Genomic DNA, 12,755 nt, shown 5'->3' with positions numbered 1-12,755 from the left:
GGCCGGGCGGCCTCAGTCGACGACCAGCTCCGGGTGCGCGCGGAACCACTCGATGGTCCGCTGCAGCCCCTGCTCGATCGGCACCTTCGGCTCCCAGCCCAGCCTCTCCCGGGCCAGGGTGGTGTCGGGTCGACGCACCTCCGGGTCGTCGACCGGGCGCGGGACGAGCTGGATCTGCGACGCCGAGCCGGTCAGCTCGATGATCCAGCGGGCCAGGTCGAGCATCGACACCTCGTGCGGGTTGCCGAGGTTCATCGGGCCCGGCTGGTCCGACAGGGTCAGCGCCACGATGCCGTCGACGAGGTCGTCGACGAAGCAGATGCTGCGGGTCTGGCTCCCGTCGCCCGCGACCGTCACCGGGTGGTCGAGCAGCGCCTGGCGGATGAAGTTGGGAATGGCGCGCCCGTCGTTGGGGCGCATCCTCGGCCCGAAGGTGTTGAAGATGCGCACGATGCCCGTGTCGACGCCGTACGTCGACCGGTAGGCCATCGTCAGCGCCTCGGAGAACCGCTTGGCCTCGTCATAGACCCCTCGTGGTCCGACCGGGTTGACGTGGCCCCAGTAGGACTCGGGCTGCGGGTGCACCTGCGGGTCGCCGTAGACCTCCGAGGTGGACGCGAGCACGAAGCGGGCGCCCTTGTCGCGGGCCAGGCCGAGCGCGTGCAGGGTGCCGATCGACCCGACCTTGAGCGTCTGGATCGGCAACCGCAGGTAGTCGACCGGCGAGGCGGGTGAGGCGAAGTGCAGCACCGCGTCGACCGGGCCGGACACGTGGATGAAGTCGGTGACGTCGGTGCGCACCAGCCGGAAGCCGTCCTCCTCGGCGAGGTGCTCGACGTTGGCCGGCGAGCCGGTGAGGAAGTTGTCGAGGCACAGCACCTCGTGACCCTGGCGGACGAAGGACTCACACAGGTGCGAGCCCAGGAAGCCCGCGCCCCCCGTGACGACGACTCGCATCAGACGTCGGCGGTGTCCTCGTCGGCCGCCGGCTCCTCGGCTGCCGGCTCCTCGTCGCGTCCGCGCGAGCCCAGCACCAGCAGCGCACCGACGACCAGCGCCAGCAGACCCACGATCAGGCCGACCAGCGGGAGCACCACCCGGAGCAGGTGGAGCTGGCTGCCCAGCGGCTGGTACTCGTCGATGTTGTCCTGGACCTGCGAGTCGGGGTAGACGGTGGTGCCGCGGGTGGCGACCACCCGGTCCTCGCCGTTGTAGCGCAGCGTCTGGTTGGGGCTGGTCTGGGCCTTCATGATGACGCCGGTCTCGGGCTCGACCCAGTAGGTGCGGTCGACGCCGAAGTACATGTCGGCGGTGAGCACCTCATCGCCGGTCTCGCCGAGCACGCTGGGCGGCACGTTGATGGTGCCGATCTGCGTGGGCGCGATGGACTGGCTGTACTTGTAGGTGTTGAGCCCGAGGACCTCCTCCTCGCCCTCGAAGGTCATCGGGTTCGCGCTCTTGAGGTCCTCGTCCCACCACATCACCGAGTCGTCCTTCGGCGAGTTGAACGGGAACTTGAAGATGTTGCCGTCGTAGGTCACCGGCTCGTCGTCGATGTTGGCGTCGCAGCAGTCGACGGCCGAGCCGGTGGTGCGGTCGAAGGCGGCGCGGATGGTGCCGACGGAGATGGCGACACCGTCGGAGGAGCGGGTCGTCGTGGTCGACTGGTCCCACACGGCGGTGTTGTCGCCCTGGTCCTCGGACGCCTTCACGTCGCCGATGGTGCGCAGCGTCGAGGTCAGCGTGTCGGTCTGCTCCGACAGGGTGCCGGTGTCGAAGTAGGTCATGTTCTCGCCGACCGACATGGACACGGAGTCCTGGTCGAGCGGGACGACGGCCAGTCGCGGGTAGGCGTACCACTTGACCAGCGCCCCCATGGTGAGGAGGAACGCGGCGAGCCCGAGCAACACCAGTCCGACGATCCGGCGCATCAAACTCAACCTCTCGTGTCGTGCTCGCACCTCGCGTGCGCAGCACTCCGAACATCCGGCGGGGGATGCTAGCAGCGAAACCTACTCGCTGGTCACTTCCGTGTCACCTACGTCACACTCACGTGTCGTCGAGCCGCCGCCAGACCACCCAGAGGTTCCAGGTGGCGATCTCGCGGAGCCCGGGCACCCGCAGCAGGGGTCGCGACCACCCCGGCCAGTAGCGCGGCCGGACATCGACCACCTCGGCGAGCGGCATCGACGGCGCCGTCCGCAGCATCTCGGCCACGGACAGCCGGAACAGGCTGTGGTCGACGCGGTTCTTCGGGTCGTGCCCATGGCGGCGCCGGTAGCGGCGGACGGCGCGCTCGCCACCGAGGTAGTGCCACGGCGACGTCTCGTGGCCGCCCCAGGGGGAGAGCCAGTTGGTGAACGACGCCACCGCGATACCGCCCGGCCGCGTGACCCGCACCAGCTCCCGGCAGACCGCCTCGGGGTCGGGGACGTGCTCGAGGACGTTGGACGAGAAGGCGACGTCGATGCTGCCGGTGCGGAACGGCAGCCGCTGCCCCACACAGGCGACCGCCAGGCTGGACTCGGTCTGGTGGGCGAAGTCGCCGGCGTCGACGTCGCAGCCGACGTACGTCGCCCCGGCGGCCTCGAAGGCCCGCGCGAAGTAGAGCGGGCCGGCGCCCACGTCGAGGACCAGCCGGCCGGCGAGGTCGGCGTACTGCCCCACCATCGCCGCGGAGTCCTCGGCCAGCGCGGTGTAGAAGCGGGCCGGGTCGTCCTGCTCGTGCAGGAAGTCGCGGAAGAGCCGCACGGACCGGCCCAGTCCGCCCGGACCGGCCGGTCGGGCGGCGCTGCGGGAGGTCAGTGCGGACACGAAGGCGGAGCATATTCACCCACGGCTACTCATTGGTAACCTGGCTCGCCGTGCGGTCCCCGGGACCGTCGACCACTGCAAGAGCAAGGAACCAGGTGACCGCTCCCCCGTCCTCGTCCGAGCCGTTGGCCGGTCGGCACGTGCTGATCCTCAACTGGCGCGACGAGCGCCACCCCGAGGCCGGCGGCTCGGAGGTCTACGTCGGCCAGATGGCGCGTGGACTGGCCGAGCGCGGAGCCCACGTCACCATGCTCTGCCCGCGCTACCCCGGGGCGGTCACCAGCGAGCGGCTCGACGGCGTCGACTACGTGCGCGCCGGCGGTCGGCTCTCGATCTATCTCCTGGCCCCGCTGCGGGCGCTGCTACGGCGGCTGCCGAGGCACGACGTCGTGGTGGAGATCCAGAACGGCATGCCGTTCCTGGCGGCGGCCTACCTGCGCACCCCGGTCACCGTGGTCGTCCACCACGTCCACAAGGAGCAGTGGCCGATCCTGTTCTCCCCCGCGATGGCGCGGCTCGGCTGGTGGCTGGAGTCGCGCGCCGCGCCTCGGGTGGCCCGCCGGTCGCCGTACGTCACGGTCAGCGAGGCGACCCGTGACGAGCTCACCGAGCTGGGGGTCCGGCGGGAGGCCGTGAGCGTGATCCGCAACGGCTCACCTCGGCTGCCCGAGGTCGCCGTGGGTCCGCGCTCGGAGACACCGGAGGTCGTGGTGCTCGGCCGGCTGGTGCCGCACAAGCGGGTGGAGCTCGCCGTCGAGGCCGTGCACGCCCTGCGCCGCGACCTGCCGGACCTCCGGCTCACGATCGTCGGCGAGGGCTGGTGGCACCACCACCTCACCGAGCGGGTCGCCGAGCTCGGCATGGCCGACGCCGTGACGTTCACCGGCCATGTCAGCGAGGACGAGAAGCACCGGCTGCTGGCCCGCGCCTGGGTCAGCGCGCTGCCCTCGGTCAAAGAGGGCTGGGGGCTCGCCGTCGTGGAGGCCGGGCTGCACCAGACGCCGGTGGTCGCCTTCCGCTCCGCCGGCGGGGTCCGCGAGTCGCTGGTCGACGGCGAGACGGGGCTGCTCGCCGATGACCTGGCGGGTTTCACCGCGGCCCTCGGCCGGCTACTGCGCGACGACGCGCTGCGCACCCAGATGGGCAAGGCCGCCGAGGAGCACGCCGCGTCCTTCACCTGGGAGGCCTCCCAGCAGGCGTTCGCCGACCACCTGGCCGGCCAGCTCGCCCAGCGCACCCACTCCTGAGACTCCCCCCAGACCAACGAGCCCCCGACACCTGAGGTGCGGGGGCTCGGTCGGCGGGCGGCCGGTCAGCCGTCGTTGCCGTAGACGATCAGGGGCGAGTCGCTCTGCTTGGCCGCCGGGGTCAGCACCGCCGTCGCCATGAAGATCGCGAGGATGGCCAGCACGATGCCGATGACGAAGGCGATCAACGCCATCAGCCAAGGAGTGAGCGGCATGTGTTCGGGACCTCCGTCGGAAAGGACTCAGCGGGATAGTAGCACCCGCGACCGGCCGTTCCGCCATCGCGACACCGCTCCGCCGATGACCAGTCCGAGGACCCAGACGAGGGCCACCAGGTCGGCGCCGGCCACCCGGACCGGGTGTGCGTCGCGGGCGGGATCGGCCTCGACCGGGCCCAGGTCGACCACCCGTACTCGGTCGTTGTCGACCAGCACGGACCCGGCCGGCTCGGGGCCCTCCCGACCGGCCGTGGTCAGGTCCTCCAGCACATAGCGCACCCCGAGCGCCCGCAACGCCTCGGTGTCGACGGGGCCGCCCCGGCCCAGCACCTCGCCGACGGCGGCGGCGACCGGGTCCTCCCCCGGGACGGTTCGGTGCACCAGCTCGAGGTCGTCGCGCACCACCACCGGCCGGTCGAGCCAGCGCTGCCACGGGTCGAGTACGGCGCGGTCGCCGTTCCAGTCCCAGGCGCGGAAGGCATGCCAGGGCAGCACCACCACCGCGCCGGGTCGGGGCGCCTCGTCGAGCGCGCGGGCCGCCTCGGAGTACGCCGCGGGCCAGGGATGCGCCTCCAGGCGACCCCCGACCCCCCAGGCGTAGTCGGGGGTGGCCACCAGCGGCACCAGCGCCCCACTGGCGAGCACCAGCACGGCCGACCCCGGCGGGAACCAGGCGGCGACGCGCTCGAGGCCGACCCCGAACGCGAGGGCCACCGGCAGGAGCCACCAGCCGAGCCACTTCTGCGCGTCGCGGAGCAGCCCGGCACCGGGTACGTGCCCGGTCAGCCAGGTCACCGCGTGCGCTCCCGGCCCGGTCGTGGTGACCAGCGCCAGCAGCAGCCCGATGATGCCCAGGGCCAGCACGGCACGACCGGCCCGCGCCGACGCCGGCGCGGGGGCGGGCCCGACCGGGTCGGAGGCCCGGGTCGCCGTCGCAGGCCGGGTGACCAGCGCGCGGACCCCGAGGGCGGCCACCGCCAGGACCACCAGCCCCAGCCCGGCCGAGACCGCCGACGCACGGGAGTCCAGATGGACCAGACGGTTCCACACCCCGCCGCCGGTGAGCGCCGAGACCACGACGCCGGCGGGTGTGTCGGCGGCGGTCGCGAAGGCGGCGACGCCCAGGTCGTCGCGACCGAGCCGGGCGCCGGCCAGCGCCCCGGGGACCGCCCAGGTGGCGTTGGCGACCCCCGCCGTGGCGACCACCAGCGCCCGGTGCCGCCCCGACAGCGGCAGCGCCGCGACCAGGGCCAGCGCCAGCCCGGCCGTCAGCACCCCGGCGGTCGGCGCCGCCACTGCGCCTGCCGCCACGAGCAGCGCCAGCTGCCAGGCGCGTCCGGTGTCCGCGGCCCCGAGCCCGGCCCGCAGCACCCAGGGCAGCAGCGCCACCCCGAGCAGCAGCGACCACTGGCCCATCGCGAGACGCTCCGCCTGGTAGGCGCCCCAGCCGAACGCCAGTGCCGTCGCGGCGGCCCCGAGCAGGGTGCGGGCGGGCGCCACCCGCCAGGCGCCGAGCACCCCGAGTCCGGTCGCGGCCAGCAGGAGCAGCTGCTGGACCAGCGACATCGGGAGCAGCCACCCCACCACGGCGAGAATCGCGTCGGCCGGCACCGCCCGCGGCACCATCCCGTCGCCGCCCCAGGCGTGAGCGGTGAAGGCCGGGTCGGGGACGAACACCATGTCGTAGGCGAGCGTGTAGCCGCGCCCGAGGAGCGGCGCACACACCGCAAGAGCCACCAGCAGAGCCAGCCCCCGGGCGAGCCAGCGATCGGCCGCCGGCCGGTCGGCCCGCGCTATGCTCCGCATGCCCGCACCGTACTAGTGGTGCCACGGCCCGGCCCGTCCGCGCCGGAAGGCCCTCTCGCCGGAAGGAACCGCACCGATGCCCCGGTCGGGCCGACGCTCGCCGCGCGCCGCCGAGGCCGCGGTCGCGGCCGGCACCCTCGCCTCGCAGGGGTCGGTGTACGTCCTCAACATCGTGGCCACCCGCACGCTCGGGCCGCCGGCCTACGGCGAGCTCGCCTCGCTGCTCACCCTCACGGTGATCATGTCGATCCCGGCCATGGCGCTCCAGTCGTGGACCGCCCGCACCACGGCTCTCGAGGCGGACGCGCGCTCGCTGCTGCCGACCACCCTGGGTCTGTCGATCCTGAGCTCGGTGGCCACGTTCGGGCTGGTTCTCGCGGCCGCTCCCCTGCTGGACACCGACGCGCTGCCGGGCGCCGCCAGCGCCGCACTCCTCGTGCTGCCGCTGGTCTGGCTCTCGACGGCACAGGGCCTGTTGCAGGGCTCCGAGCGCCTGGTCGCCCTGGGCACGGTGATCCTGCTGTCGGGGGTCGGCCGGCTCGCCGGCGGACTGGCGGGCCTCGCCCTCGACCTCGGTCCGTGGGCCGTCGTGTGGGGCATCGGGGTCGGCACCCTGATCGTGGCCGGCGTCGCCTGGGGCGCCGCGCTGTCCCAGGCGCCGGCGTCGCGGCACCGGGCGTCGTACTGGCCGGTGCTGCGGATCGCGCTCGCCACCGGGGCGATGTGGACCCTCGCGAACATCGACGTGCTGCTGGCGCGGGTCACCCTCGACCCGCACGGATCCGGCTGGTACGCCGCCGGCGCGCTGGTCACCCGCGCCGTGCAGTTCGCGCCGCAGTTCGTCGTGCTGTCCGCGTTCGCGTCCCTGACCGACGCAGCACGCTCCTCGCCGTGCTGCGGGTGGCCGCCCTCAAGGTGATCGCCATCGGTCTCGCCGCGACCCTGGCGATGCTGGCGCTGGGTCCGTGGCTGGTGCCGGCGGTGCTGGGCCACCGGTTCAGCGAGGTGGGCGGCACCGCGTGGATCTTCGCCCTGCTCGGCACCCTGCTCGCGCTCAACCAGCTGCTGGTCGCCCAGCGGGTCGCTCGGCACGACGAGGTGGTCGCCGTCGGGGTCTGGGTGGCCGTGGCGGCCCTGGTGGGCGTGGTGGCACTGCGGCCCGGGAGCCAGGTCGTCGGTCTGGTGACCATCGTGCTGGCGGTCAACGCCGCCCTGGCGGCCGGGCTGACCGGTCGGCTGCTCTCCCGGCCCTGATCGCCGCCGGAGACCCGCCGGAGATCAGCCGAGCCGGTGCTCGGCGCGGGCGAACGCCTCTCCCATCCGCCGGGCCTGGGTGCGGACGTCGTGCTCGGCGACCACCCACTCCCGGTTGCGGCGCGCAGCCTCCGCGCGGCGGCCGGGGTCCTCCAGCAGCTCGACGATCGCGTCGGCGATCAGGCCGACGTCGTCGGGCACCCGGTGGTTGGGCTCCTTGACGGCCTCGTCGTTGGTGCCGCTCGCGGTGGTCACGACGACCATCCCGCTGGCCATCGCCTCCAGGTAGACCAGACCGAACTGCTCGTTCCACGTGCGGGTGGCGCGGGGCGCGGTGACGAACACCGCGGAGCGCCGCATCAGCTCGGCCACGCCGCGCTGGTCGAGCATGCCGACGTAGTCGATGTGGCGCGGGTCGCGGGCCGCGGCATCGCGGGCCATCTGCTCGTCCTCGCCGGTGCCGGCGATGACCAGCCGTGCCTCGGGCACCGCCGTGACGACCTTCTCGAACGCCAGCAGCACCCGGTCGAGGCCCTTGTTGTTGCGCAGCGGCGAGATGAACGCGACGACCGGCTCCTCGACCGGCGTCGCGGGTGGGGTGAACACCGTGGTGTCGATCCCGGGCAGCACGCAGTCGACCCGCTCGGGCTCGATGCCCATCTCGAGGATGTGCCGCCGGCTGGCCTCGATGAGGCACAGGAAGAAGTCGGCATGGCGGGACGCCAACCAGGCGTGGCGGTAGCCGGGCAGCCGATAGAGCGGGGTCTCCTTGAAGTTGTGCCACATCAGCACCGCCAACCGGCGTCGGTGCCGCTCGGCGAAGCGCGCCGCCTGGCCGGTGGTCAGCGAGAACGGCTCCAGCGACGCCACCCAGTCGGTGTCGGTGGGGGCCCGGTCGACGTCGCGCAGCCAGGCCATCGCGCCGGCCTCGATGAACCGCCGCGTGGGCTGGCGGTAGCGCGAGGTCAGGTGGGTCACCGCCTCGGGCGGCGTCGGTGACCCCAGCGAGGTCACGTGGGTGTCGGGCATCAGGGACAGCCAGTGGAGCTCGCGCCAGGGGCGCTGGCCCACCTGCATGAACCACAGGATCTCGCGGGTGTCATGAGAGCTCGTCCCTCCCGTGCTCGTCCGGCCTCCGCTGCGGGTGCGCCCCGGCGTCGGGCCTCAGGAGTACGCCGGCCAGCAGCAGCACCAGGGTCGGCACCGCGAGACGCTGCGGCCACGGGTTCAGCGAGACCACCGCGAAGGACACCTCCCCGAGCCGGGACAGGTTGCCTCCCAGCCAGGCCAGCGGAACCAGCAGCATTCCGGTGAGCGCGGCCACGGACAACCAGCGGACCTCGAGGCCGAGCCGCACCGCGCCGACCGCGGCCACGGCGCAAGCAAGGCCGAGCCAGCCTCCCAGGAGCCAGGCCGCGACCATCAGCCCGACCTCCAGCGCCGCCCGCCGGCGGGTCGCCGCGGCTGCCCTCGGGCCCTCGGGTGCCGGCTGCTCGCCGGGGGGAGACTCGTCGCGACGACCGCGACGCCGCGAGAGGCCCAGGACCAGCACCGCGGCCAGGACACCGAGCCCCGAGAGGACCGCAGCGACGAGGAACCGCCGCTGCGGGGCGAACCGGATGCGCAGGTCGCCGGACTCGCCCGCGGGGACCATCCAGCCCATGGCATAGCCATTGACCTCGACCGGAGGGCCGAGCGGGCGCCCATCCAGCTCGGCCTGCCAGCGCGGGTCACGGGCAACGGCGAGCACCACGATCCGGTCCTGCTCGGACTCGGGTACGGCGACGTCGTAGGCCGTGCCGCCGCCCTTCCAGCTCAGGTTCGTCGTCGCGGGCGGGGTGCGGGACCCACCCGCGCTGAGCAGGAGGCGGTCGACGCGGAGCCCGGGTCGACTGACCAGGCGGTGCGTGCCCGCCGCCAGGTCGACGGAGGCGCAGCCGCGCACCTGCACGACACTCGGGCCGCCGTCCGTCGCGGACGGGCGCGGGCCGATGGCCCGGGCGCGCAGCTGCCGACCGTCGAGCTCGCCGAGGGAGCGGCAGCGGCGCCACTGCCCGGGGGCGGTCGTCGTCACCTGGGCCCGCACCCGGAAGTCATGCCCCGAGGGCAGGGAGAACTCCCGCCACAGGTCCTTCTCCTGCTCGTCGGGGTCGCGAGCGAGAAGCACATCGATCGGCGCGGCGGCGACCAGACCGGCTGTGTCGGCCCTCGTGGCCAGGTCGTCGAGGGTGACCGGAAGCCGGGCATACTCTCGGGCGGACACGCCCGGGATCCCGACCTCGCTGAGTCCCACCTGGTTGGCGCCACGTCCCGTCACGCCGGTGACGGTGACCGTCACCCGATCGACCGTCGCAGGCTCATCGAAGGTCAGGGAGAGCCGGTCATCGTCGCCGAAGCTCCCCGACACCACCTGGTCGCCGGCCCGCACGACCACGGAGTCCACCCGGGCTCCGTTGTCGTCGCTGCGGAGCAGGCTGAGCCGGTCGATCGCTGTGGGACGGTCCAAGGTGACGGTGAGCGACTCGCCGACGGCGGTGCCGAAGTCGCCGAACTGCCAGGCGGTGTCTGGATCTCCGTCAACGGCGAGGAAAGGCCGTCCCGAGGGCGTGGGACCGAAGATCGAGCCCGAGGAGCTCGCCGTCACGTCCGCGATGCCGTCGTAGACGGCCACGGTCTGATCGTCGACGCCGCCGAAGGTCCGCGAGTCCGCGATGGGCGTGCCCGCTGAGACCAGTGGCCCGCTCAGGTCGAGCCGGTGCACGTTGCCGGAGCGTCTCCGGTTGGTGTCGGTCAGGAGCAGCCGCCCGCCGCCCTCGAGTGCCGCGGCGATATCGGCCGTCGAGGTGTCCGCGACCAGCCGGTAGGCCGTGTCGCCGTCGAGCAGCCCCGCCCACACCGACGGTGCCACCGACCCGTTGTCGCCGACGACGAGGAGCTGGCCCGAGGTGTCGAAGCTGCGCGCCAGGCTCGTCGGCTGCAGGACGCGGTAGCGGATCAGCGGGCTGAGCCGCTGCTCGGCGGGTAGCGCCCGATCCGGATCGAGCGGCGAGACGTTCTCCCCCGCGTTCCCGTAGAGCGCGACCGGAGCCAGGCCCGGGTCCGCCTCGGTGGCGGACACGACGTCCAGCGGCCGCGGCGCGCCCATCAGCTCCCACACCATGTCGTTGCGGTCGAGCACGTCACCGACCGCGAGGTAGCGCGCGGTGGTCGACAGCAGAGCTCCGTCGTCGCCGTCTCCGAGCGAGCTGTCGATGCTGGTGAGCAGGTTCCAGGCACCGAGGGGCCCGTCCGGGAAGGACCGCCCGTAGACGACCTCCCGGTCGAGCAGGTACGGCGCGAAGTCGTCGACGCCGCGCGGCCGCCAGCGGTAGAGCGCGTTGGTCTCTCCCGGGAGCGCCCAGACCCGCTGCACCTCCGAGCTCGATGCGAACTGCCGCTCCGCGGTCGTCCAGTAGTCCGGGATGCTCAGGACGCCCGGATAGATCAAGCCGAGCCAGACGGGCAGGACCGACAGGGCCACCCCTGCGCCCGCGAACCCGATGCCCCAGGGCGCCCGCGCCGGCCACCGACGTAGGGCAGCCCGGGCGCCCAGCGCGGCCAGCAGCGCCATGCCGAGCATCGCCAGCGCGCCGGCCTTCCCAGTGGTGCGGAAAGCCACCAGACCCGGGACGCGGTCGAAGCCGAAGAGCAGGGCCCGGCCGAACGGTGAGGGGTTCTCAGGTGCGTAGGCGCCGGCCATCAACACGACGCCGAGCACCGTCAGAACCGTCGCGAACCGGGCCAGCGGATGGCGGGTGAGCAGCGCACCCAGCACGGCGAGCACGGGCAGCGTGAAGGAGAACAGCACCATCAGCGGGCTGGTCAGATAGGTGGTGAACCCCGGCCGGTAGGGCCCGAGCGCGTCGCCGCCGTACGACAGCCACGAGCCCAGCCCGCGCATCACCTCGGCCAGGGACGAGACCTGGGCCACGGTCCGCGGGTCCTCGGTGGCCGCGGCGACCGAGGTCGCCGTCGAGAGGGCGGTGGCCGTGCCGACGATCCAGTACGCCGAGACCACCAGCATGCCGACCGCGCAGGCGGCCGTGCCTCGCAGAACCGGTCGCCACGTCCGACCCTCACGGCTCACGGCGTCCCAGGCGAGCACCGGCACGGCCAGCAGCAGGAAGCCCAGGACCACGCCGGCGTTCATGCCACCCATCGCCGCCATCACCAGCGCGAACCAGGAGGCACCCACCCACCACCGCTGCTCGGCGAAGCTGCGCCGGGCCGCCAGCAACATCCACGGGAACAGCGCGTAGGGCAGCATCACCGGGGTGGTGGACGCGCCGATGAGCACGTACGGGTTGGCGGCGTAGCAGACGGCCACGGTCACCCCGGCCAGGGCGTCACCGCGGCCGGGACCGAGGGACGAGCGGCCGCGGAGCAGGTCGGCCAGCAGCCGCCGAGCACCGGCGGCCGCAGTCACGAGCAGCGCGAATCGCCACAGGCGCATGGCCAGCCAGGCCGGCAGCCCGATCGCCTGCAACAGCCACTGGACGACCGCCGCCGGCAGATAGCCGTTGTCGTAGTTGGTGGTCCCGAGCCCGGTGCCGGGGACCCAGGTGGACAGCGACTCGCGGACCAGACCGCCCGGGTCGAGGTAGAGGTCGGGCCGAGTGTCGATGTAGAGCTGACCGGGATGGACGAGCACCGTGACGAGGAAGCCGATCATCGTGAGCAGCGTCAGCACGCCTCGCTCACCGAGCAGCCAGCGCGCGACCCGACGCAGCTGTCCCGCTGCTGCTCGGTTCGCCACTCGATGCCCTTCCTCAGACATGCACCGCCGGTCGGGCCGGGGTAGATTATCAGCGCCCTACCGCCCTCTAGCATGCCGGGACCGCACCACCTCGATGGCCACTCCTGACCTCCGCCCGTTCGTCGTGACCGGGTGTGCTCGCTCCGGCACCACCTATCTGGCGGTGCTGCTGTCCGGCCTCGGTCTGCGGGTGGGCCATGAGGTGCTGTTCGGGCCCCGGACCCGTGGCTTCGAGGGATGGCAAGGGCAGCACGGCGACTCCTCGTGGCTGGCCGCGCCGTTCCTCGGCGAGCTGGGTGACGCGCTCGTCCTGCACCAGGTCCGGCACCCGCTGAAGGTCGTGCGGTCGCTCGTGGGCGTGCGGTTCTTCGCCGACCGCGGCCCGGCCTTCCTGCACGGCGACGACCTCTACACGCGGGCCAAGTGGCGGGTGCGCGAGCAGCTGATGGCCGCGGGTCACGTGGAGCGCTCCGACAAGGGCCCCCGCCCACACAAGGTCTACCGCGAGTTCGTCCGCGTCTACGCCCCGAGCCTGTGGGCACCCGACACCGAGGCGGAGCGGGCGCTGCGCTACTGGACCCTCTGGAACCGGATGGTGCTCGACGGGGCGGCGCCGGAGTC

At 73.2% G+C, this 12,755-nt stretch carries 10 protein-coding genes; 3 read left to right on the top strand and 7 right to left on the bottom strand.

Annotation, left to right across the window (positions count from 1 at the left end; genetic code table 11):
- Positions 1–12 precede the first annotated feature (12 nt).
- The 3 genes from R2740_RS06815 to R2740_RS06805 form a co-directional block, all read right to left on the bottom strand.
- Entirely contained in the window at positions 13–957 is a 945-nt protein-coding gene (locus tag R2740_RS06815; protein ID WP_371301933.1) for a UDP-glucuronic acid decarboxylase family protein, read from the bottom strand.
- Positions 957–1,931, bottom strand: coding sequence for a DUF3068 domain-containing protein (locus tag R2740_RS06810; protein WP_371301932.1), 975 nt, complete (start codon positions 1,929–1,931; stop codon positions 957–959). Before R2740_RS06810 ends, R2740_RS06815 begins: the two co-directional genes overlap by 1 nt.
- Positions 1,932–2,049: 118 nt before the next feature.
- Positions 2,050–2,814 (bottom strand): class I SAM-dependent methyltransferase, encoded by a 765-nt coding sequence (locus R2740_RS06805; RefSeq protein ID WP_371301931.1) that lies wholly within the window; start codon positions 2,812–2,814, stop codon positions 2,050–2,052.
- Between the two features lie 95 nt (positions 2,815–2,909).
- On the opposite strand from R2740_RS06805, the gene R2740_RS06800 reads away from it, so the two are divergent.
- On the top strand, positions 2,910–4,061 hold the full coding sequence (locus tag R2740_RS06800) for a glycosyltransferase family 4 protein (RefSeq protein WP_371301930.1): 1,152 nt from the start codon (positions 2,910–2,912) through the stop codon (positions 4,059–4,061).
- Positions 4,062–4,126: 65 nt separating this feature from the next.
- Here the strand turns inward: R2740_RS06800 and R2740_RS06795 are convergent, their stop codons facing one another.
- Together R2740_RS06795 and R2740_RS06790 are read right to left on the bottom strand one after the other, a co-directional pair.
- Positions 4,127–4,276: a hypothetical protein gene (locus R2740_RS06795; protein WP_371301929.1), complete on the bottom strand. Its 150-nt coding sequence runs from the start codon at positions 4,274–4,276 to the stop codon at positions 4,127–4,129.
- Between the two features lie 27 nt (positions 4,277–4,303).
- A complete protein-coding gene (locus tag R2740_RS06790) occupies positions 4,304–6,085 on the bottom strand; it encodes a hypothetical protein (RefSeq protein ID WP_371301928.1) in 1,782 nt (593 codons plus the stop codon).
- A 76-nt stretch (positions 6,086–6,161) separates the two neighbouring features.
- Here R2740_RS06790 and R2740_RS06785 point away from each other — a divergent pair, with 76 nt between their 5' ends.
- Entirely contained in the window at positions 6,162–7,004 is an 843-nt protein-coding gene (locus R2740_RS06785) for a lipopolysaccharide biosynthesis protein (protein ID WP_371301927.1), read from the top strand.
- Positions 6,977–7,339, top strand: coding sequence for a hypothetical protein (locus tag R2740_RS06780; RefSeq protein WP_371301926.1), 363 nt, complete (start codon positions 6,977–6,979; stop codon positions 7,337–7,339). The genes R2740_RS06785 and R2740_RS06780 overlap by 28 nt, the downstream gene beginning before the upstream one ends.
- Positions 7,340–7,363: 24 nt before the next feature.
- On the opposite strand, the gene R2740_RS06775 is transcribed toward R2740_RS06780, so the two are convergent.
- Both R2740_RS06775 and R2740_RS06770 read right to left on the bottom strand, forming a co-directional pair.
- A complete protein-coding gene (locus R2740_RS06775) occupies positions 7,364–8,416 on the bottom strand; it encodes a glycosyltransferase family 4 protein (protein ID WP_371301925.1) in 1,053 nt (350 codons plus the stop codon).
- A gap of 22 nt (positions 8,417–8,438) precedes the next feature.
- Entirely contained in the window at positions 8,439–12,134 is a 3,696-nt protein-coding gene (locus R2740_RS06770; RefSeq protein ID WP_371301924.1) for an alpha-(1->3)-arabinofuranosyltransferase family protein, read from the bottom strand.
- Positions 12,135–12,755 lie beyond the last annotated feature (621 nt).

The sequence above is a fragment of the Nocardioides sp. genome (assembly GCF_041393715.1).
Taxonomy (GTDB): domain Bacteria; phylum Actinomycetota; class Actinomycetes; order Propionibacteriales; family Nocardioidaceae; genus Nocardioides.
This window is presented reverse-complemented; position numbering and strand designations above follow the sequence as displayed.

What these genes read in the sequence shown, in the direction of transcription:
- R2740_RS06815 (WP_371301933.1), bottom strand. Translation starts at nt 957, where the DNA reads ATGCGAGTCGTCGTCACGGGGGGCGCGGGCTTCCTGGGCTCGCACCTG.
- R2740_RS06810 (WP_371301932.1), bottom strand. Translation starts at nt 1,931, where the DNA reads ATGCGCCGGATCGTCGGACTGGTGTTGCTCGGGCTCGCCGCGTTCCTC.
- R2740_RS06795 (WP_371301929.1), bottom strand. Translation starts at nt 4,276, where the DNA reads ATGCCGCTCACTCCTTGGCTGATGGCGTTGATCGCCTTCGTCATCGGC.
- R2740_RS06790 (WP_371301928.1), bottom strand. Translation starts at nt 6,085, where the DNA reads ATGCGGAGCATAGCGCGGGCCGACCGGCCGGCGGCCGATCGCTGGCTC.
- R2740_RS06785 (WP_371301927.1), top strand. Translation starts at nt 6,162, where the DNA reads ATGCCCCGGTCGGGCCGACGCTCGCCGCGCGCCGCCGAGGCCGCGGTC.
- R2740_RS06775 (WP_371301925.1), bottom strand. Translation starts at nt 8,416, where the DNA reads ATGCAGGTGGGCCAGCGCCCCTGGCGCGAGCTCCACTGGCTGTCCCTG.